Here is a 22,651-nt window from a genome sequence, read left to right on the forward strand (position 1 = left end):
GCCTAGAATTCGCCTCTTTCCGTTGACCTCATCCGATGTTTCTCCTAGGTTTCGGTCGACCCTGAACTCTGGAGGCGGTAGATGAGATCCACGCTCAGGCGCATTTCCATGGCCGCCGTCGCGGCCATGGCCGTCCTCACCGCGGCGCTGCCGGGCACCGCGACGGCGCAGGGAGGGCAGGGGCAGCAGGGGCGTACGTACCTCGTCGCCACCTGGGGCTCCGACCGGGGCAGCGGCAGCGAGCGCCATCCCCTGCGCACCATCGGCCGCTGCACCGACCTCGTCCGGCCCGGGGACACCTGCCTGATCCACCGCGGCGACTACCGCGAGCGGGTCGCCCCGCCCTCGGGCCGCGCGGGCGCCCCGATCACCCTCGCGGCGTACGGGGACGGACCGGTCACCGTCGACGGGACGCGGACCGTGACCGGCTGGAAGGACGCGGGCGGCGGTCTGGTGGCCGCCGATGTCGGCCTTCCGCTCGCCCGCGACGAGAACGCGCTGTTCCTCGACGGCGGCCGCGCCATGGAGGGCCGCTGGCCCAACTCCGGCCCCGATCCGCTCAATCCGTCCTGGGCGGTCGCCGAGCGCACCTCCACCGACCAGCACATCGACGACCCCGACCTGCCGGGCGGCGACTTCACCGGCGCCACCATCCATCTGTGGGCCGGGTCCAACCCGTGGAGCCAGCAGACCGGCACCGTGACCGCCACCTCGGACGGTGCCCTCGATTTCAAGGGCGGCAATTACCGCTGCACCCCGCTGTGCATGGGCGACCAGAACTACCGCAACTATTACCTGGTGGGCGCGAAAGCCACCCTCGACCAGCCCGGTGAGTGGTATTACGACACGGGCGAGAAACGGCTGTATCTGGTGCCGCCCAAGGGCGGTATGGCGGGCCACACGGTGACCGCGAAATACGAGAAATGGGGCCTGGACCTCTCCGAAAGCTCCCATGTCACCGTCCGCGGGCTCGGCGTGTGGGGCACCTCGCTGCGCACCGGGGCGAAGAGCACCGGTGTGCTGGTCGAGGGGTTGCGGGCCCGCTACATCTCCGAGTTCTCGACCCTGCCCATGCCGCGCGACGACGAGCTGGCCATCCCGCCGGGCGAGGGCCACATCGTCGCCTCCCGGGTGCTCGACTCCGGCGTCCAGATCCTCGGCACCGGCAACACGCTGCGGGACAGCGACATCGGCTACTCCGCGGGGACCGGGGTGCTGCTGCGCGGCAGTGGCAACACCGTCACCAACAACTACATCCACGACGTGGGCTGGATGGGCAGCTACACCCCCGGCATCGAGATCAACGGCAGCGGGCAGACCGTCACCCGCAACACCGTCCGGCGCACCGGCCGGGCGAGCATCGACACCGCCTGGCAGCTGAACGGCGTGCCGTTCCACGACAACCGCATCGCCTACAACGACCTGTCCGAGGCCATGCGCACCTCGCGCGACGGCAGCCCCTTCTACGTCTGCTGCAACCTGGACGCGACCGGTACGAGCGTCGACCACAACACCGTCCATGACGCCGACGGCCAGGTCGGCTACTACATCGACAACTCCTCCAGCCAGTTCCTGCTGCACCACAACGTGGCCTACAACACCGGCGCCCGTGCCACCTTCTTCAACGGCCACAGCGGGGTCAGCCTCGGCAACCGCGACCACAACTCGACGTACGGGGCGGGGGTTTCCACCGCCGTGCGGCTGAGCGGCGCAACGGACGCCACCGGCACGTACGTCAGCAACGTCGTGGCACTCGCCCCGATGGAGATCTCCGGACCGGGCGATCCGGCCCCCGTCGTCCGCAACAACCTGCTGCCACCGACCGATCCGCGGTACACCGACACCCGCAACGGCGAGCTGTGGCCCCGCGCCGGGTCCCCGGCCATCGACGCGGGCGAGACGGTGGACGGGGTGACCACCGGGGTGCGGGGCGCCGGTCCCGATCAGGGCGCGTACGAGTACGGGGCGCCCATCTGGTCGGCCGGATGCGATCTGCCGGGGTGTGAGTCGCGGGTGCGCAACGACGGCTGGAAGGCCACGTTCTCCGGCGGCGGTGACGCCTCCACCGCCGTCGACGGGGTGCAGACCACCCAGTGGAAGGCGGACACCGCCCAGGCCGCCGGGCAGTCGCTGACCCTCGACCTGGGCGCGGCGAAGACCTTCTCCCGGCTGGCGATCGACGCCGGACTGGACGCCACGGGCCACCCCCACGGCTTCACGGTGTCCGTCAGCCGCGACGGCCACGACTGGGGCTCCCCCGTCGCCCGCGTCGCGGGCCGCTCCTTCACCCAGGACGCGGTCTTCGCGCAGCGCACGGCCCGCTATGTGCGGATCGAGCTGACCGCGGCCGGTGATGTGCCGTGGGCGGTGAACGAGATCCGGCTGTACGCGGACGGGCCGGACGCCGCCGCTACGCTGCAGGCCGAACGGGCTCAGGTGGTGCGCGGTGGCGAGCGCGGTGACGCGGCCACCGGTGTGCTGGGCTCCGGCGGTCTGATCGGCTTCCGTCAGGTCTCGTTCGGCGCGGACGCCCCCGACCGGCTGACGGTGCGGATGGCGTCGGCGGGCTGCGGCGGCGGCTGTGTGCTGCGACTGCGGCTGGACGGCCCCGAGGGCCGCGTGGTGGCGACGCTGCCGGTGCGGGACACGGGCGGCGCGGACCAGTGGCGGGAGCAATCGGTGCGGCCGGCGCGCGCGGTGACGGGCACCCATGATGTGTACCTCGTCGCGTCGGGTGCGCGGAAGGTGGCCGCGGTGGACTGGCTGACCGTGCGCGACTGAGACCGGCGTTCCGTCGGAGCCGGAGCGTCTCGGCCGTTCAACGGCGGTCGAGGCGCTCCAGCCGCTCGTTCACCCCGGGGCACAGCTCCCGGGCCGTGTCCAGGAAGGCCGCCAGGACCGGAGAGCGGTCCTGGGCGCGGAAGGACATCACCAGATCCGGCAGTTCCACGCGCGGACTCACCTCGCACACCCAGGTGCCGGGCCGCGCCGCCACCCGCAGGCACGCCGGGCCGAGCCCCACCCCGACCCCGCACGAGGCCAGCCCGATGATGGTGTGCACATCGCGGGCTTCGGTGACCCCGCCGCCCGGCGCGGCGGCCCCGGCTCCGTCGCCCAGCAGCGCGTCGAGCCATCCGGCGACCACCGGCTCCTCGTCCTGGGGTGCCACGATCAGATGCTGCCCCCTCAACTGCTCGACGCCCACCTTCGGCTGCCCGGCGAGGGGATGGCCGGATCCGACGACCGCGACCAGACGGTCCCGGCCGACCGTGACCGACACCAGGTCCTCCGCACCGGCGCCCCGGGGCGCGCCACGCCCGATGGCGATGTCCAGCTCACCGTCGAGCAGGGCCGCCGCCGACTGGCAGGTCGACATCTCGTGCAGGCCCAATCGCACCTCGGGGCGTTCGCGGATGAACCGGCCGAGCAGGGACGGCAGCAGCTCCAGCAGCGCCGAGCCGATGAAGCCGAGCCGCAGACGGCCGGTCTCGCCCCGGGCGGCCCGGCCCGCGTCGGACGCGGCGGCCGACATCTCGGCCAGCGCCCGGCGCGCCCTGGCCAGGAACGCCTCGCCCGCGGCCGTCGGGAACACCCCGCGCGCCGTACGGTCGAAGAGCCGCGCGCCCAGTTCCCGTTCCAGCGCGGCGATCTGCTGGGACAGCGGGGGCTGGGCGATCCCGAGGGAGGCGGCCGCCCGCCCGAAGTGCTGGTGGTCGGCCAGGGCCAGGGCGTACCGCATGTGTCGTGCTTCCACCGGGCGATCATATCGAGGAGATATCGGCGGGCCGGTCATGAGATATGGCCGTGGATAACGCCCTGGCGCCGGAGGTGGACTGTCGTCATGAGCGAGGGCCGCTCCCGGCCAGGAAAGGTGTTTCAGCGATGATTTTCGACCATGACGGAGACTCCGTCCGCACGAACCGTGCCACCGTCAACGGAACGAGCCTGCACTATCGGACGGGCGGGTCCGGTCCGGCGCTGGTGCTGCTGCACGGCGTGCCCAAGACGGGCTACCACTGGCGCCACCTCGTGCCGAAGCTGACGCCGCGGCACACCGTCGTCGTCCCCGACCTGCGGGGCCTGGGCGACTCCGCCCGTCCCGCGGGCGGCTACGACTCCGCGACGATGGCCGACGACATCGCGGCGCTCATGGCACACCTCGGGCACGCGTCCTACAGCGTGATGGGCGAGGACTGGGGAGCGGTGATCGGCTACCAGCTCGCCGCCCGGCACCGGGATCAGGTCAACGCGCTGGTGTTCGCCGAGGCGCTGTTCCCCGGCTTCGGCTTCGAGGACCACACCGCGCTCACCGAGGAGAACGTCTCGACGGGGATGCACCTATGGCATCTGGGCTTCTATTTCCAGCCGGACGTACCCGAGATGCTGATCGCCGGGCACGAGCGCGAACTGATCACCTACATGATCAAGAACGAGCGCAGCCACCCCGACACCGCCACCCCCGACGCCATCGAGGAATACGTGCGCTGCTACTCCCTGCCCGGCGGCATCCGCGCGATGCTCTCCATCTACCGCGCCATGCTCGTCGACGCCGAGCAGAACCGGGAGGCGGCGCGGAAGAAGCTGGACATCCCGGTGCTGGCGCTCGGCGGTTCGGCGTTCATCGGCGACCGGAACGAGGCCCGGATGCGGCTGATGGCCCACGATGTGACCGGTCATGTCCTCGACGCCGGACACGACCTCGCGGAGGAGGTGCCGGACGAAGTGGCCGCCGTGGTGCTGCCCTTCCTGGCCGGGCGGGGCTGAGGGCACCCGCGCCTGCCGCGCGCCGAACGGCTCGTTTCCACCGGTGTCCGGGACCGGCCGCCGATGGCACAGTGATCACATGGACCTCGCCACCGCCTTCCACCGCGAGATCGTGACCTTCGAGGCCGCCGCCCGCCGGGCCGCCGACGGGGGCCCGGCGCCGCTGGTGCCGTCGTGCCCCGACTGGTCGATGGCCGATCTGGTGCTGCATCTGGGCGGGGTGCACCGCTTCGTCAACCGGATCGTCGAGGGCGGGCTGACGGAGCCGCCGGACGTCACGGACGTGGCCGTCTTCGCCCTCCCCGAGGACCGCTCGGGCTGGCCGTCGCCGGAGGGCGGACCGCACATCGGACCGGTGCCACCGGGCCTCGTCGACTGGTTCGCCGACGGGGCCCGGACGCTGGAGGCGCATCTCCGCGACGGCGATCCGGAGCAGCGGGTGTGGACCTGGTCCCACGAGCGGACCGCCGGATTCTGGTGGCGGATGCAGACCATCGAGGCGGCGCTGCACCGCTGGGACGCCGAGAGCGCGCTCGGGGCGCCCGGGCCCGTCGAGACCGCACTCGCGGCGGACGCCATCGCCCAGACGTTCGAGGTCATGGCCCCGGCCCGGCGCGCCTGGAAGGAGGCACCACCCGGCGCGGGCGAGCGGTTCCGGCTGCGGCAGACGGACGGGCCGGGCGTCTGGGCGGTGTCCTTCGAGGGCGACGAGGTACGGCTCGACGGGGACTCCGGCGCGAGTGGCGGGCCGTGCGATCTCGAACTGACCGGGACCGCCTCGGACCTGATGCTCTTCCTCTGGCAGCGGCTCCCCGCCGACCGGCTGGACGAGGTGCGGGGCGACCCGGCGATGACCGACCGCTACTTCACCCTCGTCCCGCCGGTGTGACCTCCCGGGGAACCGCCCGCGCGACCGCCGGTGTGACCGCCCGGGTCACTCCGGCCGCTGGTCGTACTCCTGGGAGATGACCTCGGTCCGCCGGGTGGCGGGGTCGACGCGCACCGTGTCGAGCCCCAGGGTGTCGAGCCGGCTGATCTCGTCCGCCTCCGCCACCGGGTCCAGCACCCGCAGGGCGATGGCCGGTTCCTCGTCACCGATCGCGGGCTGGTTCTCGAGCAGCGCCTTCATCAGCCGGTCCGCGGTGCCCTCGGGCGCCTGCGAACCGACGGCCATGTGCAGCATCAGCTGCTCCATACCGCTCTCGTTCCACCGGGCGTGCGCGATCCACACCGCGTGCACCTCGGGGAAGTCCAGCAGCCGGTCGCGCAGCGCGTCCCGCAGGGCCACCGCGCGCGGATGGGTGGACCGGCCGAGGGTGAGCGTACGGTCCTCCGGGAGCCGCTGGCCGCGCTGCTGGAGGACCTGGTGCAGCAGGGACATCGGGATCCCGGCATAGCCCCCGGGAGAGAACACCGACAGGGTCGCCACCTTGGTCTGCCGCTCGATGTCCAGCAGCCGCGCCACATCGCAGTGCACCGCCCCGGCGGCCTGCGGAAGCCGCTCCCGGCAGCACTGTTCGCTGGTGTATCCGGGCAGGCTCGGGCCGCTCCCCTCCATGCCGACGAACATCACCGAGCCGTTCGCGTCCACGGGCACGAGCACCCCGAAGTCGACGATGGCGTTGAGCAGTTGTTCCCCTTCGGTCCGGGCGGCCTGGCGGTCGAGTATGTCGGCGAGTACCGGGTTCCCTGTTGTCGTCACACACCCGAGCATAGAAGGCGGTCCATCCAGGTGACGACCGCCGGGTTCCCGGGCGCCGCCGCCGGGTCGCGTCCCCGCCGGGGCGGTGTGCGGATGCCACCATGAGCGGGCGGGGACGACGAGCGAGGGAGCCGCGCATGAAGAGCGCAGATCTGCTGGCGGACGCCTTCGGCCGGGTGCGGGAGGCCGTGCACGAGGCGGCCGGCGGGCTCACCACCGACGAACTGGCCGTGCGTCTCGACGACGGCGCGAATTCCATCGCCTGGCTGGTGTGGCATCTGACCCGCGTCCAGGACGACCACGTCTCCGAGGTCGCCGGCACCGAACAGGCCTGGACCACCGACGGCTGGTACGAGCGGTTCGGGCTGCCGTTCCCCCCTGCGGCCACCGGCTACGGCCACCGGGGCCGGGACGTGGCCAAGGTCCTGGCACCGGCCGATCTGCTCATCGGCTACCACGACGCCGTGCACGAGCGGACGGACGAGTACGTACGCGGGCTGCGCAACGCCGATCTCGACCAGGTCGTGGACGAGGCGTGGACCCCACCGGTGACCCTCGGGGTGCGGCTGATCAGCGTCATCGAGGACGACCTGCAGCACGCGGGGCAGGCGGCGTTCGTCCGGGGCGCGCTCGCCAGGCGCTGAGCAACGCAAACCCCGCGAACCCCGCGACCGGGTTCGGCGGGCATTGACATGCAGGTGTTTGCCTGCATAACGTGAAGCGTGAGTTCGGAGATGGACAAGGTCTTCAAGGCGCTGGCCGACCAGACCCGCCGGTTTCTGCTGGACCGCCTGCATGAGCGGGGCGGTCAGACGCTCGGGGAGCTGTGCGAGCGCCTGGCGATGACGCGGCAGTCGGCGACGCAGCACCTGGGGGTCCTGGAGGCCGCCAACCTGGTCAGCGTCGTGCGCCGGGGGCGGGAAAAACTGCATTACCTCAACCCTGTCCCCCTTCAAGAGGTGCAGGAGCGGTGGATCGACAAGTTCGAGCGCCCCCGGCTGAGAGCGCTCGGCGCGGTGAAACGACAAGCGGAGGACGCCATGGCCGAGAGGCCGACGTACAGCTACGTCATCTACATCGAGAGCACCCCGGAGAAGGTCTGGCACGCGCTGACCGACGCCGACCTCACGGCCGCGTACTGGGGCCACAGCAATGTGTCCGACTGGCAGCCCGGATCACCCTGGGAGCACCGGCGCACGGACGGCAGCGGCATCGCCGATGTCGTGGGCACCGTGGTGGAGAGCGTGCCGCCCGAGCGCCTGGTGACCACCTGGGCGGCCCCCGACGCGGAGCCGGCGAGCGGCCCGTCCCGGGTCACCTTCGAGATCGAGCCGCACGAGGAGATCGTCCGGCTCACCGTGACCCACGAGAACCTGGCCGACGAGGCCGAGCGCCGGCAGGCGGCCGGTGGCTGGGCGGCGGTGCTGTCCAACCTCAAGTCCCTGCTGGAGACCGGAAGCCCGCTGCCGCGCGAGCCCTGGCGGGTGGGGAGCTGAGCGAGGACCGCCCGGGGGCGGCCGTCATCCGGCGGCCGCCCCGGGGGCGCGCTGCCGGATCGGGGTGCACGCCCCGACCGCCACGATGAGCAGAAACAGGGCGGCTGAGCCGAGCAGCGGCGCGCGCACCCCGAACCGCGCCACCAGCGCGGTGAGTGCGGCGGCGCCGAGCGGGGCGAGCGAGTTGTGCAGCGTCCAGAAGGCGGAGGTGACCCGGCCGAGCAGATGGTCCGGGGTCACCGCCTGGCGCAGGGACATCGAGGAGATTCCCGCGAGTGCCATGCCGAACTGGTAGCACAGCACCGTCACCGCCGTAGCCCGAACGGTGGTGGACCGGGAGAGCATCGCCAGGGCCAGCCCGCACAGCGTGTACGAGCCCAGCCAGCACACGCCGAAGCCCCAGGTCCGCCGCAGCACCGGGATGAGCACCGCGGCCAGCACGGTCCCGGCGCCCGCCACGCCCATCACGACGCCGACCGTCCGGTCGCCCGCGTCCAGCCCCTCCCGTATCTGGTAGATGAAGACGTCGGTCATGCCCAGGCTGAGCAGCGAGACGCCGGTGAGCAGCACGGTGAGCCAGCGCAGCACCGGCGACCGCCACAGGAAGACGAACCCGGCCAGGAACTCCCGCTTCGCTCCTCGCCACCCGGTGGCCGCGGCGGACGGTGTGGCCTGTCGTGGCGCCGCCGCCCGGAATCGGATCAGCGAGAGCGCGAGGGCCGAGGCGGCGAAGCCCGCCGCGTCGACCGCGATGGCCGCGGTCGGCCCGAGCAGCCCGGACAGCCCGCCCGCCAGCATCGGCCCCACGATGAAGGCGATCGCGTTCGTCGTCTGCAGCCGCCCGTTGGCCTCGATGATCCGCTCGGGGTCCACCAGATTGGGTACGGCGGCGACGTACGTGACCTTGAAGACCATGTCGAAGACCGCGGCGGCCGCCATCACCACGTAGAGCAGCCAGACCTGCGGCCCGGCCACGGCCCAGCTGACGGGGATGAGGGCGAAGAGCGCCACCCGGACCACATCGCACACGATCATCAGCTGCCGCCGGGGCAGCCGGTCGACGAGGATGCCCGCGAACAGGCCGGTGACGATCGACGCGGCGCCCGCGACGGCCGTCAGCAGCCCCATCCGGGCGATGGACCCGGTGGCGTTCAGCACCAGCAGCGGCAGGGCCACCAGGGCGAAGGCGTTGCCCAGCTCGGACAGGGTCTGCCCGCACCAGAAGACGGTGAAGTCGCGGTTGGCCCATAACGGGGCCGGTTTCGCGGCGGCCTCCTCAGTCGCGCCCGCCATCACGCGCCCCGGCGTCGCCGCTTGGCGGTGCCGGGCGTCAGGGCGGTACCGCTCTCTTGCACCGTGACGCCGAGGGCCTGGGCGAAGCGCGGTGCCAATTCGAGGAGTTGACTGCCGGTGATGGCGGCCCCGCGCAGCGCGTCGATCCCTTCGGTGATGCCCAGCCCGGCGGCGTCGCGCAGATCGACCCGGGTCATGCGCGCGTCGCCGCAGCGCACACCGTCCAGCGTCGATCCGGGGAAGGAGACGTCCGTCAGCTTCGCTCCGCCGAGGTCGGTGTCCCGCAGGAGGCAGTCCGCGAAGGTGACCTCCCGCAGCTCGGTGCCGCGCAGATTGACCGATTCGAACTTGCAGCGGTGGAAGGTCACGCGGTGCATCACCGTGCCGAACATCTCCAGTCCGGCGAGTACGCAGCCGATCAGCTCACCGTCCAGCCAGTCGCCGTCCGCCAGGTCGGAGCCGACCCAGCGCACTCCGTCCAGCCAGACATCGTTGAAGCGGGCCCCGCGATAGCGGCCGCCGGTGAAGGTCACCGCGGAGAACGCGGATTCGAGGAAGCGGGCCTGACCGGCCTCGGCCCCCTCGAACTCCCCGCCGTCGAAGTGGACGGTGTCGTAGTCCCCCTCCGCGGTCAAAGTGCCGTCGAACGGGCGCAGATGGCTCGCGTACGGCAGGTCGTCGAGCTGACGCGGGGCTGACATGGCGAATCCTCACTTCCGGGGCACCACCGGCCCGGGCGCGCGGTGGGCGAGATCGATGGTGCCATCAACTTCTGCGTTCCCGACCGTTGACATGTGGTGTGGGCCACTCCTACGTTCAGGCAAGCCGGTTCGGGTCTCCGGCATTCCTTCGATATTTCGAACGCGTGGATCTCCCGAGAGGTATGCGTCAGTGGTGTCGAACCGGTTCGACCAGCAGCCCCCGCCCGTCAACATCGGCGAGATCGCCCGTCTCGCCGGGGTGTCGCGCAGCACGGTCAGTTACGCGCTCAGCGGCAAGCGGCCGATCTCCGACCGCACCCGGCAGCGCATCCAGCAGGTCATCGAGGACCGGGGCTTCCAGCCGAACGCCAGCGCCCGCGCGCTGGCCCATGGCCGCACCCGCACCCTCGGGCTGGTCTTTCCGACCGTCAGCCGCCGCTACACCGATATGCAGCTGGACTTCATCAACAGCGTCGTCGACGCCGCCGCCGCGCACGACCACGACATCCTGCTCTCGCGCAGCGACGGCGACGGCGACGATTCCTTCCGCCGGCTGGTCGGGGAACGGCGGGTCGACGGCGCGCTGCTGATGGAGATCCGGTCGCCGGACTCGCGGGTGGAGCGGCTGGTCCGCTCGGGCTTCCCGTTCGTGTCCATGGGGCACACCGAGCACACGGACCAGCTGTCCTGGGTCGATCTGGACTTCGCGGAGCTGACCGCCGCCTGCGTGCGCCATCTGGGGCGGCTCGGCCATCGCCATATCGCGCTGGTGGGGCGGCCCCGGGAGCTGTTCGACGCCGGATACGTGCCCGCGCACCGGGGGCGGACCGGCTTTCTTCGGGCCGCCCGTGAACTCGGGCTCACCGGCGAGGTCCACCACTGCGGGGACGACGCCGCCTCCGGCCAGGCCGTGGTGGCGCGGCTCCTCGACCGGGACCCGCGCACCACCGCGATCGTGACGCTCAACGAGGCGGCGCTGGTGGGCCTGTACCGGGGGCTCGGCCTCGCGGGCCGTTCCGTACCCGGCGACTTCTCGGTGACCGGAGTGGCGGCGGCCCGCTGGGCGGAGGCCGTCACCCCGATGATGACCGGCGCCGACGTGCCCTCCGACCTGATGGGCCGGCTCGCCGTCGATCTGCTGCTGGAGCGGCTGGACGCCCCGGCCGCTGCACCCCGGCAGCACCTGCTCGCCCCTCCGCTCACCCCGCGCGCCAGCACGGGACCGGCACCGCACCGCAACTGACCGACTCACCCCTCGGAGACGCACATGGCCAACCGCGCCAACAGGCCCCCGGCTACCGCGGAGAGAAGTCCTCTCGGCCGCCGCTCCTTCCTGCGGATATCGGGCTCCGGGCTGCTCGCCGCGGGGCTGGCCGGCCCCCTCACCGCCTGCGGCGGCGGGGGCGGCGGATCTTCGGCCAAGAACCTCGTCTGGTGGGACTACCTCGTCGAGGACGCCCGCCAGCCGGGCATCAAGGCCCTGATCGCCGGCATCGAGAAGAGCGTCCCCGGGCTGAAGATCACCCGGCGGACCTTTCCGTACGCCGAGCTGGAGCCCGCGATCATCAAGGGGGCCGCCTCCGGCGATCTGCCGGACCTGGCGATCATCGACAACACCTCGATGAACTCCCTCGCCCCGCAAGGGCTGCTCACCGACCTCACCGACCGGGTGAAGGAGTGGGGGCAGGCCGACGCGTACTACAAGGGCCCGTGGAGCAGCGGGGTCGTCGACGGCAAGACCTACTCGGTCCCCAACAACGCCAACTGCCTGGCCCTCTACTACAACACCGAGCTGCTGGAGAAGGCGGGCGTCACACCGCCGAAGACCTGGGACGAGCTGTCGGCGGCGGCGCGCAAGCTGACCCGGGGCAGCACCTTCGGGCTGGCGATGAGCGCGATCAAGACCGAGGAGGGGGTCTTCCAGTTCCTGCCCTTCCTGTGGTCGGCGGGCGGCGATCTGGACACCTTCGCCACCGGCGGCGCCTCCGCGCTCGGCTATCTGGGGGATCTGGTGAAGGCGGGCGCGCTGTCCAGGCAGTGCGTGGGCTGGACCCAGCAGGACGTCAACACCCAGTTCACCTCCGGCCGCGCGGCCATGCAGATCAACGGGCCGTGGCAACTGCCCGGCCTCAAGCAGCAGTCCAAGGTGAAGTGGGGCGTGGTGCCCATCCCGGTGGACAAGGAGCCCGCGAGCTGCCTGGGCGGGGAGAACTGGGTGATCCTCAAGACCAGCGGCAAGGCCGACCAGGCGTGGCGGGCCATCGAGTACAGCCAGCGGAAGAAGCCCCTGGCGGCCTATCTGGGGTCGGTGGGGCTGCTGCCCGCGCGCAGCGACATGGCGGACAGCGGCGACTGGGCCACCGACCCCACCCTGAAGGTGTTCGTGCGGGAGTTCGGCAACGCCCGGCCGCGTTCGTACGGGGAGCACTACCCGCAGATGTCCCAGGCCATGGCCGAGGCGTTGCAGGCCACCCTGACCGGCAGCTCCTCCCCCGGGGCCGCCGCGAAGAAGGCGGCGGACGCCATCACGCCGAAGCTGTCGAAGTAGCGGGGCCGCGATGACCACGCACAGCACACCCGGCACACAGGTGAAGGTCCGGGAGCCGGTGGTGTTCACCGGCCCGGCGGCGGGCGGTGGACGGCGGCGCGGCGGCTCCCTCGCCACGCGCCGCACCCGGGCCGGATACGGCATGTCGGCGCCCGCGCTGCTCTTCCTCGGCGCGACCATGCTGTTCCCGCTTCTCTACAATCTCTGGACCTCGGTCCACCAGGTCGAGATCGGTGATCTGGTCACCGGTGACTGGGAGTTCAACGGCGCCGGCAATTACGACGCGGTGGTCTCCGAGGGCGCCTTCTGGCACGCCGCCCGGATCTCCCTGCTGTTCACGGCCGGTTCGCTGGTCTTCCAGTTCACCATCGGCTTCGCGCTGGCGCTGCTGTTCGTACGGCGGTTCCCGCTGGCCGGGCTGTTCCGGGGGCTGATGCTGGTGGCGTGGCTGCTGCCGCCCATCGTCAGCGGCACCCTGTTCCGCTGGATGCTGGACGCCGACTCGGGCGCGTACAACGAACTGCTGAACACGATCGGGCTGGACGCGCTGGCGCACAACTGGCTGACCGATCCGCACACCGCGCTGCCCGGTGTCATCGCCGCCAACGTGTGGGTGGGCGTGCCCTTCAACATGCTGCTGCTCCTGGTCGGGCTCCAGTCCATCGACCCAGCCCTCTACGAGGCGGCGGCCATCGACGGCGCGGGGCCCTGGCAGCGCCTGCGCCACCTCACCCTGCCGCTGATGCGGCCGGTGGCGGCCGCGGTGCTGCTGCTCGGCCTGGTGTACACCTTCAAGGTCTTCGACCTGGTCTTCGTGCTGACCGGCGGCGGCCCCGTCGACTCCACGACCGTCCTCCCCCTCTACGTCTACCAGTCGGCGTTCAAGCTCTTCCAGCTCGGCCGGGGCGCCGCGGCGGGCACCCTGTTGCTGCTGGTGCCGCTGCTGGTGGCCGTGGCGTACGTACGCCGGCTGCGCAAGGAAGGAGCCGCCGCATGACCCGCCCCCGCCACCCCTGGCTGCTCACCCTGGTCGCGGGCGTCATCACCGCCTTCTTCCTGCTGCCGCTGTACTGGATGATCGCCACCTCGCTGAAGCGTCCCGACGAGGTGCTCAGCTCGCCACCGCAGTGGTTCCCCTCCCCGCCGAGCGGTGAGAGCTATGCCCGGGCGCTGGACAAGCCGATGCTCGGGCAGGCGCTGCTCAACAGCGTGGCCATCTCGCTGGGCGTGGTGGCGCTGACCCTGGTGCTCGCGGTGCCGCTCACCTACGCCGTGGCGCGCATCCGGATGCGCGGTTCGGCGGCGATGGTGCTGTCGCTGCTGGTGGCGCAGCTGCTGCCGAGCATCGTGCTGGCCGCCCCGCTGTTCATCGTGCTCCGGGACGCCGGGCTGAACAACACGCTGCTGGGTCTGGTGATCGCGGACACCACCCTCACCCTGCCCTTCGCGGTGATCGTGCTGCGGCCGCTGGTGCGCGCCATGCCCGCCGAGATCGAGGAGGCGGCGCTGGTGGACGGCTGCGGACTGCCGGGGGTGCTGTGGCGGATCGTGCTGCCGGTGATGCGGCCGGGGCTGATCGCGGTGGGCGCCTTCTCCTTCCTGCTCGGCTGGGGCGAGTTCGTGTTCGGCATCACCGTGAACAGCGACCCCGAGGTGCAGCCGGTCACGGTGCTGCTGAACACGTTCGTCGGCCAGACCGGCACCGCCTGGGGCCCCTTGATGGCGGCCGCCACGATCGTCAGCGTGCCGGTGGTGTGCGTCTTCGCGATGCTCCAGCGGTTCATCGTGGGCGGACTCACCGCCGGAAGCGTCAAGTCCTGACCTCCACCGGCGTCACCGCCGGTGGAGGGTCCAGGCCCAGCGGTACGTCCCCGCCCCCAGCCGGTAGCGGGGCAGGGTGTCCGGCCCGCAGGACGCCGTGCCCAGACCGCGGTGCGCGGCGTCCAGGTGCACCACGCACCGCGGCCGGGGCACCAGCTCGTCGTGGTGGGTGGCGGCGGTCAGATCGGCCGCCCGGTAGCGGGTGACCGACACCTGCCGCGGCAGGTCCAGCCGTACCGCCAGCCCGCCGCCCGCGTCGGCCGACAGCAGCGAGAAGCCGCGCACCCCGTGCCGCCCGCCGCTCTCCTGTGGCCGGAGGTACGGGGTGAACAGCCGGTCGACCCGGACGCTGTGGTGCCCGACCGGCCCGCCCGCGCACCGGTCCGGATACGTCTCCCAGGGGCCCTGGCCGTACCACTCCATGTGGTCGAGGCCGCACACCGTCTCGAAGACCGTGCCCACGCGCGCCGCGTCGGTCAGGCCCTCGGGAAGGCCGGCCGTCTCCTCCACCAGCAGGCCGCCGTCGGGCAGCGGGCTGAAGACCTGCAGGTGTTCGACGGTGCCCGCGGCGGTCGGATACGCGCTGCGCACCAGGGTCCGGGCGCCGTCGCGGTCGACCGAGCGCGGTTCCCGGGTCAGCCGGTCCAGGCCCAGCGCGCGCCAGTGGGCGGCCGCGCCGCCCAGCACGTCGTTGTCGGTGGGCGCGCGCCACAGGCTGAGCACGGGCGGGGAGGTCAGCAGCGGATGGCGCAACAGTCCCTGGGCATCGACCGTGGCGGCCCGGACGGCCGGGCCGGGGGCGGTCGCGGCCGGGGGCGCGGGCCGCTCACGGAGCCGGATCTGCGGGGTGCACACCTCGGTGCCGCGCGGCGCCCAGGGTTCGTCGCCGCGGGTGGTGACCCGCAGCGTGAGCCATGCCTCGCCGCCGTCCGCCGGCAGCCGGTCCACCAGCTCGGCCGGAAGGGCGACGCGGGCCGACTCCCCCGGCGGGAGCGCGGCGGGCAGGGTGGCCGGGGCGGTACGGGTGCCCGCGTCCTCCGGGGACAGCCGCCACTCGGCCGTCAGCCAGGACAGGTCGCGGAAGTGCTGGGCGTTGGTGAGGCGCACCGAGCCGTCCGGTTCGCGCGACAGCCGCACGGGCGCGGCGAGTTCACGGTGTTCGTACAGCGCGGGTTTCGGGGTGCGGTCGGGGAAGACCACTCCGTCCGCGCAGAACACGCCGTCGTTCGGGGTGTCGCCGAAGTCGCCGCCGTACGCCCAGCGGTGGCCCTCGGCGGCCGCCCCGTGGGCGTACGCGCCCTCGCCGCCCCGTCCCGCCGGGCGGCCCGCGGCCGGTCCGGTGGTGTGCTGGAGCAGTCCGTGGTCCCAGAATTCCCAGATGAAGCCGCCCTGGAGCCCGGGGGTGGTCTCGATGGCGGCCCAGTGGTCGGCGAGGGTGCCGTTGCTGTTGCCCATGGCGTGCGAGTACTCGCACAGGATGAGCGGTTTGGTCTGCTCGCCGGAGGTGGCGTGCGCGGTGATCTCCTCCAGTGAGGCGTACATCGGACAGAGGATGTCGCTCGCGACGTCGCGCGAGGTCCAGCCGGTCTTGGCCGCGCCCTCGTACTGGAGCGGACGGGTCGGGTCGTAGCGGCGCAGCCAGCCGGCGGCGGCGTCGTGGTTGGCGCCGTAGTCGCTCTCGTTGCCCAGCGACCAGATCACGACGCTCGGGTGGTTCTTGTCCCGGAGTGCCATGCGCGCGACCCGGTCGGTGAAGGCGGCCAGGTAGCGCGGATCGTCCGCGATCTCATGGGCGTGGTCATGGCTCTCGATGTTCGCCTCGTCCACGAGGTAGAGGCCGAGCTCGTCGGCGAGGTCGAGGAGCGCGGGGTCGTTGGGGTAGTGCGAGGTGCGGACGGCGTTGAAGCCGAAGCGCTTGATGGTCTCCAGGTCGGCGCGCATCTCCGCCGGCGTGACCGTGCGTCCGGTGAGCGGGTGAAAGTCGTGCCGGTTGACGCCGCGGATGAACACCCGCTCGCCGTTGATCAGCAGATCCCGGCCCACGACCGCGACGGTGCGGAACCCCACACGGTGGTGCGAGGTGTCGGCGGTCGTCCCGTCGGGGCGGTGCAGCGTCACGGTGAGCCCGTACAGCTCGGGCGTCTCCGCGGACCAGGTGCGGACCCCGGGTACGGCCGCGCGCAGACGCGCCTCGCCGAGGAAGTCCGAGACCCTGGCCTCCTCGGCGCACCAAGCGGCGTACTCCTCGTCCACGGCCAGCTCCCCGACCCCGTCGAGGTGTGCCGAGACCCGCCATCCGGCGGGCAGCGCGCCGTCGGCCGAGCGCACCTGGACGTCGACCCGCAGCCGGCCGTCCGCCGGGGCGGTGATCCGCACATCGGCCAGATGCAGCGGGTCGGTGGCGTAGAGGAGGACCGGCCGGGTGATGCCGCCGTGCCACCACTGGTCCTGGTCCTCGATGTGCGAGGCGTCGGACCACTTCACCACGGTCAGCCGTACGGTGCCCGTCGCCCCGGGGCGTACCGCGTGGCTGATATCGAACTCGCTCGCGAGGTGGGAGTCCTTGGCGATCCCCACCGGACGGCCGTCCACCTCGGCGAGCAGCACGCTCTCCGCGGCGCCGACCTGCAGGACGATGCGGCGTCCCGCCCACGCGGCCGGGACGGTGAACTCCCGCTCGTGCACTCCGGCGGGATTGTCGGCCGGGGTGTGCGGCGGGTACTGCGGCCAGGGCATCCGCGCGTTGGTGTACCAGGGGACGTCGCCGGTGTCCTGGGTGGTCCAGGGGCCGGGGACCTCCAGCCGGGTCCAGGTGCCGGTGGGCTCGGTGGTGGGCGCGGGCAGCAACTGGAAGCGCCACGGGCCGTCCAGGGAGAGGCTGCCCGGCACGCGGTCGACCGCGTGCATCGGCAGCCGCCGCCAGGACGTCAGCTCGGGGGACTCCCATGGCCGCAGCTCTGCCCACATCTTCGGGTGCGCGGCCATCAGCGGATGGCCCCCTTGCCGAGGTCCGCCATGATCTGGCGGGCGCCGATGAAGAACACCACGAGCAGCGGGAGCAGCGCGAGCAGCGCCCCGGCCATCACCATGCCGTAGTCGGTGGTGCCGTGGACGCTGTTGAGCTGGGACAGCGCGACCTGGAGCGTCACATGGTCGGGGTTGATCAGTGCGATCAGCGGCCAGGCGTAGTCGTTCCACTGGCCCATGAAGGTGAAGATGCCGAGGAAGGCGAGGCCCGGCCGGACCACGGGCAGTGCCACGTGCCAGTACTGCCGCAGGAAGCCGCAGCCGTCGAGCCGGGAGGAATCCATCAGCTCGTCGTGGATGGCGCCCTTCATGTACTGGCGCATCCAGAAGATGCCGAAGGCGTTGGCCGCGGCCGGTACCACCAGGGCGGTGAGGGAGCCGATCCAGCCCAGCTTCGCCATGATGACGAACTGCGGGATGGCCTGGAGCTGGGCGGGCACCATGAAGATGCCCATCATCACGACGAACAGCACCCGGCGGCCGGGGAATTCGTACTTGGCGAAGACGAAGGCCGCGAGCGAGTCGAAGAAGAGCACCAGGAAGGTCACGGAGACCGCGACGATCAGGGTGTTGGCCATCGAGCCGAAGAAGTCGATGTTCTGGAAGAGATGGCGGACGTTCTCCAGGAAGTGCGAGCCCGGCAGCAGCTTCGGCGGGAACTGGAAGATCTCGGTCGACGTGCGGGTCGACATCACGATGGTCCAGTAGAAGGGGAAGAGCGAGACCAGCACCCCGGCGATGAGCGAGATATGGAGGCTCAGCCCTCGGGCGCGTGTGCCCTTCATGCCCCTCACACCTTTTATACGCTGCATGACGGTCTCCCTACGCGTTGTCCTTGCGCTGCACCAAGCGCCAGTTGATGATCGAGAAGAGCGCGACGACGAGGAAGATGCCCCAGGCGATCGCGGCGCCGTAGCCGAAGTCGTTGTTGTCGAAGCTCTGCTGGAAGAAGTAGAGGACCATCGTCTGGCCGGAGTTGCCGGGGCCGCCCGCGAAGGTCGAGGTGTTGTTGGTGTTGGAGAGCAGCACCTGGGGTTCGGTGAAGCTCTGCAGGCCGGTGACGGTCGAGACGACGAGGGTGAAGAGGATGATCGGGCGCATCATCGGCACGGTGATCCGGAAGAAGGTCTGCACCGGTCCCGCGCCGTCCACGCGGGCGGCCTCGTACAGCTCGCCGGGGATGGTCTGCAGCCCGGCCAGGAAGATCAGCGCGTTGTAGCCGGTCCACTGCCAGGTCATCAGCACGGCGATGGCGACCTTGATGCCCCAGGCGGAGTTCAGCCAGGCCACCTGGTCCAGTCCGAGCCCCTGCAGCACGGCGTTGGCGAGGCCGAAGTTGGTGGAGAACACCGAGGAGAAGATGATCGCGACGGCGACGACGGAGGTGACGTTCGGCAGGAAGTAGGCGAAGCGGTAGAACTGCTTGAAGCGCACCGCGGAGTTGAGCATCACGGCGGTCACCAGCGCGATGAAGAGCATCGGCAGGGTGGACATGACCCAGATGGTCAGGGTGTTGGTGAGGGCGTGCCAGAACTGGGCGTCGCCGAGCAGATAGCGGTACTGCGACAGCCCCGCGTATTCCATCGGTCCCAGGCCGTCCCAGCGGTGGAACGAGAGGTACAGGGAGTACCCCACCGGGATGAGGCCGAAGCCGAGGAAGAGCAGGTAGAACGGGGAGATCGCGAGGTAGAGCCGCCAGTATCCGAAGATGGAGCGGGGTTTGTGGGGCACGGAAGCGGCCTTCGCGCCGCTCCGGGCGGCGGGCGGGGCACCGAGCCCGGGCACGGCGGTCATACCTGCACCCCCATGTGCTCCGCTATGCGTCGGCATTTGCTCATGGCGTCCTTCCAGGCCCGGGCGGGGTTCTTGTCGAGCATGTTCACGTTGCGCAGTTCGTCGTTGACCACCTGGTCCAGGGCGTAGTCATAGGGGCTGTGGTAGGCGACCGGGACCTTCTCGGCCGCCGGGCCGAAGACGTCGATGGTGACCTGGCCCCCGAAGAACGGGTCCGGCGCGCGCATCGCCTTCCGCCGGTACGAGGCGGGGGTGGACGGGAAGAGGGTGGCGTCCGTGAAGCCACGGGCCTGGTTGGCGGGGTCCAGCAGCCAGGTGATGATCTGATAGGCCTGCTCGGGTTCCCGGCAGTACTTGGTGATGGCGAGGAACGATCCGCCGTTGTTGGCGGCGCCGCCGGGCATGGCCGCCACCCGCCACTTGCCACTGGTCTTCGGCACGCTCAGCTTGAGGTCCCCGGCCGCCCAGGAGGCCCCGAGCTGGCTGGGCAGCAGGCCCTTCTCGATCGCCGCGTTGGAGTCCGGCGTACCGGACTGGTACTTCGAGCACAGGCCGCGCCGGTACGCCTCGATCGACTTGCCCCAGGCGCGGCGCACATGCTCGTGGTCGCCGATGAAGCGCCGCTCCTTGTCGACGTAGCGCAGGGTGCTCTGCGCGAGCATGTACTGGTAGACGGTGAGCGCGTCGATGAGCAGATACGCGCCGTGGACCTTCCGCTTCAGTCGCTCGCCCGCCGCGAAGTAGGCGTCCCAGGTGTTCATCTCCCGGGCGACGTCGGCGGGGTCCGTGGGCAGTCCGGCCCGGTCGAACACGGCGGGCATGTAGTAGTGGGCGACCGGGCCGGTGTCGATGGGGAAGCCGACCATGCGGCCGTCGGGGGTGCAGCCCTCCGCCCATTTCCAGGGCAGGTACTGGCTCTTGAGCCGGTCCGCACCGAGGGTGCGCAGATCGACGAACTGTCCGGCGTTCGGGAGGTACGAGGCCATGTCCTCGCCCTTGAGGCCGGTGATGTCGGGGACGTACGACCGGCCGGCCATCGTGGTCAGCAGCTTGGACTTGAAGTATCCGCCGATCTGGGCCGGCTTCAGCGAGACGCCCGTGAAGCGCCTCCTGGCGTCGGCGACGACTTTGTCGCTGAGCCCGCCGGTCCAGTACCAGAGGGTCATGTCGCGGCCCGTGGAACCGCTCGGTACCGAGCAGCCCGCCGTGGTGCCACCGAGCGTCGCGACCGCCGTGGTGGCCAGTCCCGCGCGCAGCAGCCCTCTCCGGGAGAGGTGCACCGCTCCCACCGCCCTTCAAAAGTGTGCAAGGTGTGGCACAGGATCGTGCGCCTCCCGATCAGAAAGAGCAATAGTTGAGCAGAAGCAAGCATAGAAATGATTGAGAATGACGAGTACTGTGCACGGCGTGCTGGCTGAGCGACGACATCAGATGATCTTGCGAGCGCTGCGTTCCGGTGGACCGGCCGCTGTGGCGGACCTGTCCGCCCAGCTGAACGTGAGCGCCGCGACAATCCGCCGCGATCTGCTGAAGCTGGAGGAGGAGGGGCTGCTCACCCGCGTGCACGGCGGCGCGGTCGTGGAGAGCGGCGATCAGCCCTTCGCCGAGGTCGCCGAGGTACGGGTGGCGGAGAAGGACGCCATAGCGCTGCGGGCCGCCGACATGGTCGAGGACGGGCAGACCGTGCTGCTGGACATCGGCACCACCGCCTACCGCCTCGCCCGGCAGCTGCACGGCCGCAGACTGACCGTGATCACCAGCAATCTGGTGGTCTACGAGGAGCTGGCCGACGACACCGCCATCGAGCTGGTGCTGCTCGGCGGGGTGCTCCGGCGCGAGTACCGCTCGCTGGTCGGCTTCCTCACCGAGGACAACCTGCGCCAGCTGCACGCCGACTGGCTCTTCCTGGGCACCAGCGGCGTCCGCCCCAGCGGCCAGGTCATGGACACCACGGTCGTCGAGGTCCCGGTCAAGCGTGCCATGATCGCGGCCTGTGACCGGGTGGTGCTCCTCGCCGACGCGGCCAAGTTCCCCGGCACCGGGATGGCCAAGGTGTGCGACCCCGGCGACCTCGACGCCGTCGTGACCAATGTCCCCTCGACCCTGCCGGCCTGTGCCGCGTTCGAGGAGGCCGGAGTGGAAGTGGTGCGGATATGAAACTCACGATCCTCGGCGGCGGCGGATTCCGCGTCCCGCTGGTGTACGGGGCGCTGCTCGGCGATCACGCGGAGGGCCGCGTCACCGAGGTCACCCTGCACGACCTGGACCCCGCCCGGCTCGCGGCCGTCGCCCGGGTGCTCGGCGAGCAGGCCGACGGCATACCGGACGCCCCGGCCGTGACCGTCACCACCGACCTGGACGAGGCGCTGCGCGGGGCCGCGTTCGTGTTCTCCGCGATCCGCGTCGGCGGTCTGGAGGGCCGGGCCACCGATGAGCGGATCGCCCTCGACCAGGGCGTTCTCGGTCAGGAGACGGTCGGCGCCGGTGGCATCGCGTACGGGCTGCGCACCGTGCCCGTCGCCGTGGACATCGCGCGGCGCGTCGCCCGGTTCGCGCCCGACGCCTGGGTCATCAACTTCACCAACCCGGCGGGGCTCGTCACCGAGGCCATGTCCCGCCACCTCGGCGACCGGGTCATGGGCATCTGCGACACCCCGGTGGGTCTCGGCCGCCGCGTCGCCCGCGTCCTCGGCGCCGATCCGGACCGGGTGTGGATCGACTACGTCGGGCTCAACCACCTCGGCTGGCTGCGGGGCTTGCGCGTCGACGGGCGCGACGAGCTGCCGCGGCTGCTCGCCGACGACACCGCCCTCGACTCGTTCGAGGAGGGCAGGCTGTTCGGCCACGCGTGGCTGCGCTCCCTCGGCGCGATCCCCAACGAATACCTGCACTACTACTACTTCAACCGCGAGGCTGTGCGCGCCTACCAGGAGGCCGAGCAGACCCGCGGCGCGTTCCTCCGCGACCAGCAGGCGGCGTTCTACGAGGCGATGCGCGACCCCGCCGCCCCGCCGCTGGCCACCTGGGACCGCACCCGCGCCGAGCGCGAGGCCACCTACATGGCCGAGAACCGCGAGGCGGCGGGCGCCGGTGAGCGCGACACCCAGGACGCGGAGTCCGGCGGCTACGAGCAGGTGGCGCTCGCCCTGATGCGCGCCATCGCCCGCGACGAGCGCGCCACGCTGATCCTCAACGTGCGCAACGGCGCCACCCTGGGCGTCCTGGACGCGGACGCGGTCATCGAGGTGCCCTGCCTGGTCGACGGATGCGGCGCCCGCCCCGTCTCCGTCGCTCCCCTCCCCCATCACGCCACCGGGCTGGTGTGCTCCGTCAAGGCCGTCGAACGCGAGGTCATGGCCGCCGCCGAGAGCGGTTCGCGCACCACCGCGGCCAAGGCGTTCGCCCTCCATCCGCTCGTGGACTCGGTGGCCGTCGCCCGCCGTCTCGTCGACGACTACGCCAGCGGGCACCCCGGCCTCGCGTATCTGAACCGGAAGTAGGAACC

Annotated in this window: 19 protein-coding genes; 11 read left to right on the forward strand and 8 right to left on the reverse strand. The window is 71.4% G+C overall.

Features of this window, described 5'->3' with window-relative positions:
* Nucleotides 1–81 precede the first annotated feature (81 nt).
* Nucleotides 82–2,781: a carbohydrate-binding protein gene (locus ACFZCY_RS29925; protein ID WP_391180018.1), complete on the forward strand. Its 2,700-nt coding sequence runs from the start codon at nt 82–84 to the stop codon at nt 2,779–2,781.
* A 37-nt stretch (nt 2,782–2,818) separates the two neighbouring features.
* Here ACFZCY_RS29925 and ACFZCY_RS29930 read toward each other — a convergent pair whose 3' ends face one another.
* Nucleotides 2,819–3,754: a LysR substrate-binding domain-containing protein gene (locus tag ACFZCY_RS29930; protein WP_391180021.1), complete on the reverse strand. Its 936-nt coding sequence runs from the start codon at nt 3,752–3,754 to the stop codon at nt 2,819–2,821.
* A 128-nt stretch (nt 3,755–3,882) separates the two neighbouring features.
* Here ACFZCY_RS29930 and ACFZCY_RS29935 point away from each other — a divergent pair, with 128 nt between their 5' ends.
* Nucleotides 3,883–4,764 (forward strand): alpha/beta fold hydrolase, encoded by an 882-nt coding sequence (locus ACFZCY_RS29935; RefSeq protein ID WP_391180023.1) that lies wholly within the window; start codon nt 3,883–3,885, stop codon nt 4,762–4,764.
* A gap of 79 nt (nt 4,765–4,843) precedes the next feature.
* Nucleotides 4,844–5,653, forward strand: coding sequence for a maleylpyruvate isomerase family mycothiol-dependent enzyme (locus ACFZCY_RS29940; RefSeq protein ID WP_391180026.1), 810 nt, complete (start codon nt 4,844–4,846; stop codon nt 5,651–5,653).
* 45 nt (nt 5,654–5,698) lie between these two features.
* On the opposite strand, the gene ACFZCY_RS29945 is transcribed toward ACFZCY_RS29940, so the two are convergent.
* Nucleotides 5,699–6,466 (reverse strand): hypothetical protein, encoded by a 768-nt coding sequence (locus ACFZCY_RS29945; RefSeq protein ID WP_391180028.1) that lies wholly within the window; start codon nt 6,464–6,466, stop codon nt 5,699–5,701.
* Between the two features lie 137 nt (nt 6,467–6,603).
* Here ACFZCY_RS29945 and ACFZCY_RS29950 point away from each other — a divergent pair, with 137 nt between their 5' ends.
* Nucleotides 6,604–7,110: a DUF664 domain-containing protein gene (locus ACFZCY_RS29950; RefSeq protein ID WP_391180031.1), complete on the forward strand. Its 507-nt coding sequence runs from the start codon at nt 6,604–6,606 to the stop codon at nt 7,108–7,110.
* A gap of 90 nt (nt 7,111–7,200) precedes the next feature.
* Nucleotides 7,201–7,962 carry a metalloregulator ArsR/SmtB family transcription factor gene (locus ACFZCY_RS29955; protein WP_361486478.1) on the forward strand — a complete coding sequence of 254 codons (762 nt, stop codon included), beginning with the start codon at nt 7,201–7,203 and terminating at the stop codon, nt 7,960–7,962.
* Between the two features lie 24 nt (nt 7,963–7,986).
* Here the strand turns inward: ACFZCY_RS29955 and ACFZCY_RS29960 are convergent, their stop codons facing one another.
* The gene (locus ACFZCY_RS29960; protein WP_391180034.1) at nt 7,987–9,255 is read right to left on the reverse strand and encodes an MFS transporter; all 1,269 of its coding nucleotides are present in this window, start codon (nt 9,253–9,255) and stop codon (nt 7,987–7,989) included.
* On the reverse strand, nt 9,255–9,956 hold the full coding sequence (locus ACFZCY_RS29965) for a pentapeptide repeat-containing protein (RefSeq protein ID WP_391180037.1): 702 nt from the start codon (nt 9,954–9,956) through the stop codon (nt 9,255–9,257). Before ACFZCY_RS29965 ends, ACFZCY_RS29960 begins: the two co-directional genes overlap by 1 nt.
* A 190-nt stretch (nt 9,957–10,146) precedes the next feature.
* Here ACFZCY_RS29965 and ACFZCY_RS29970 point away from each other — a divergent pair, with 190 nt between their 5' ends.
* Genes ACFZCY_RS29970 through ACFZCY_RS29985 form a run of 4 tightly spaced genes read left to right on the forward strand, consistent with a single transcriptional unit; the run spans nt 10,147 to nt 14,325 of the window.
* The gene (locus ACFZCY_RS29970) at nt 10,147–11,199 is read left to right on the forward strand and encodes a substrate-binding domain-containing protein (protein ID WP_391180041.1); all 1,053 of its coding nucleotides are present in this window, start codon (nt 10,147–10,149) and stop codon (nt 11,197–11,199) included.
* Nucleotides 11,200–11,223: 24 nt separating this feature from the next.
* Nucleotides 11,224–12,504: an extracellular solute-binding protein gene (locus ACFZCY_RS29975; RefSeq protein ID WP_391180044.1), complete on the forward strand. Its 1,281-nt coding sequence runs from the start codon at nt 11,224–11,226 to the stop codon at nt 12,502–12,504.
* Between the two features lie 10 nt (nt 12,505–12,514).
* Entirely contained in the window at nt 12,515–13,501 is a 987-nt protein-coding gene (locus ACFZCY_RS29980) for an ABC transporter permease subunit (protein WP_391180048.1), read from the forward strand.
* Nucleotides 13,498–14,325: an ABC transporter permease subunit gene (locus tag ACFZCY_RS29985; protein ID WP_391180052.1), complete on the forward strand. Its 828-nt coding sequence runs from the start codon at nt 13,498–13,500 to the stop codon at nt 14,323–14,325. The genes ACFZCY_RS29980 and ACFZCY_RS29985 overlap by 4 nt, the downstream gene beginning before the upstream one ends.
* 12 nt (nt 14,326–14,337) lie before the next feature.
* Here ACFZCY_RS29985 and ACFZCY_RS29990 read toward each other — a convergent pair whose 3' ends face one another.
* The 4 genes from ACFZCY_RS29990 to ACFZCY_RS30005 are packed head-to-tail and all read right to left on the reverse strand — an operon-like array spanning nt 14,338 to nt 20,426.
* Nucleotides 14,338–17,310 (reverse strand): glycoside hydrolase family 2 TIM barrel-domain containing protein, encoded by a 2,973-nt coding sequence (locus ACFZCY_RS29990; RefSeq protein ID WP_391180054.1) that lies wholly within the window; start codon nt 17,308–17,310, stop codon nt 14,338–14,340.
* Nucleotides 17,310–18,164, reverse strand: a complete 855-nt coding sequence (locus ACFZCY_RS29995; protein ID WP_391180056.1) for an ABC transporter permease subunit — start codon at nt 18,162–18,164, stop codon at nt 17,310–17,312. Before ACFZCY_RS29995 ends, ACFZCY_RS29990 begins: the two co-directional genes overlap by 1 nt.
* Before the next feature lie 10 nt (nt 18,165–18,174).
* Complete coding sequence (locus ACFZCY_RS30000; protein WP_391180059.1) at nt 18,175–19,146, reverse strand: ABC transporter permease subunit; 972 nt, start codon at nt 19,144–19,146, stop codon at nt 18,175–18,177.
* Nucleotides 19,143–20,426, reverse strand: coding sequence for an extracellular solute-binding protein (locus tag ACFZCY_RS30005; RefSeq protein ID WP_391180062.1), 1,284 nt, complete (start codon nt 20,424–20,426; stop codon nt 19,143–19,145). Before ACFZCY_RS30005 ends, ACFZCY_RS30000 begins: the two co-directional genes overlap by 4 nt.
* A 127-nt stretch (nt 20,427–20,553) precedes the next feature.
* Between ACFZCY_RS30005 and ACFZCY_RS30010 the strand changes: the two genes are divergently transcribed.
* Nucleotides 20,554–21,303 carry a DeoR family transcriptional regulator gene (locus ACFZCY_RS30010; protein ID WP_391180208.1) on the forward strand — a complete coding sequence of 250 codons (750 nt, stop codon included), beginning with the start codon at nt 20,554–20,556 and terminating at the stop codon, nt 21,301–21,303.
* Entirely contained in the window at nt 21,300–22,646 is a 1,347-nt protein-coding gene (locus ACFZCY_RS30015; RefSeq protein WP_391180064.1) for a 6-phospho-beta-glucosidase, read from the forward strand. Before ACFZCY_RS30010 ends, ACFZCY_RS30015 begins: the two co-directional genes overlap by 4 nt.
* Nucleotides 22,647–22,651 lie beyond the last annotated feature (5 nt).

Origin of the sequence: Streptomyces sp. NPDC007983 (genome assembly GCF_042958345.1) — a bacterium.
Lineage (GTDB): Bacteria > Actinomycetota > Actinomycetes > Streptomycetales > Streptomycetaceae > Streptomyces.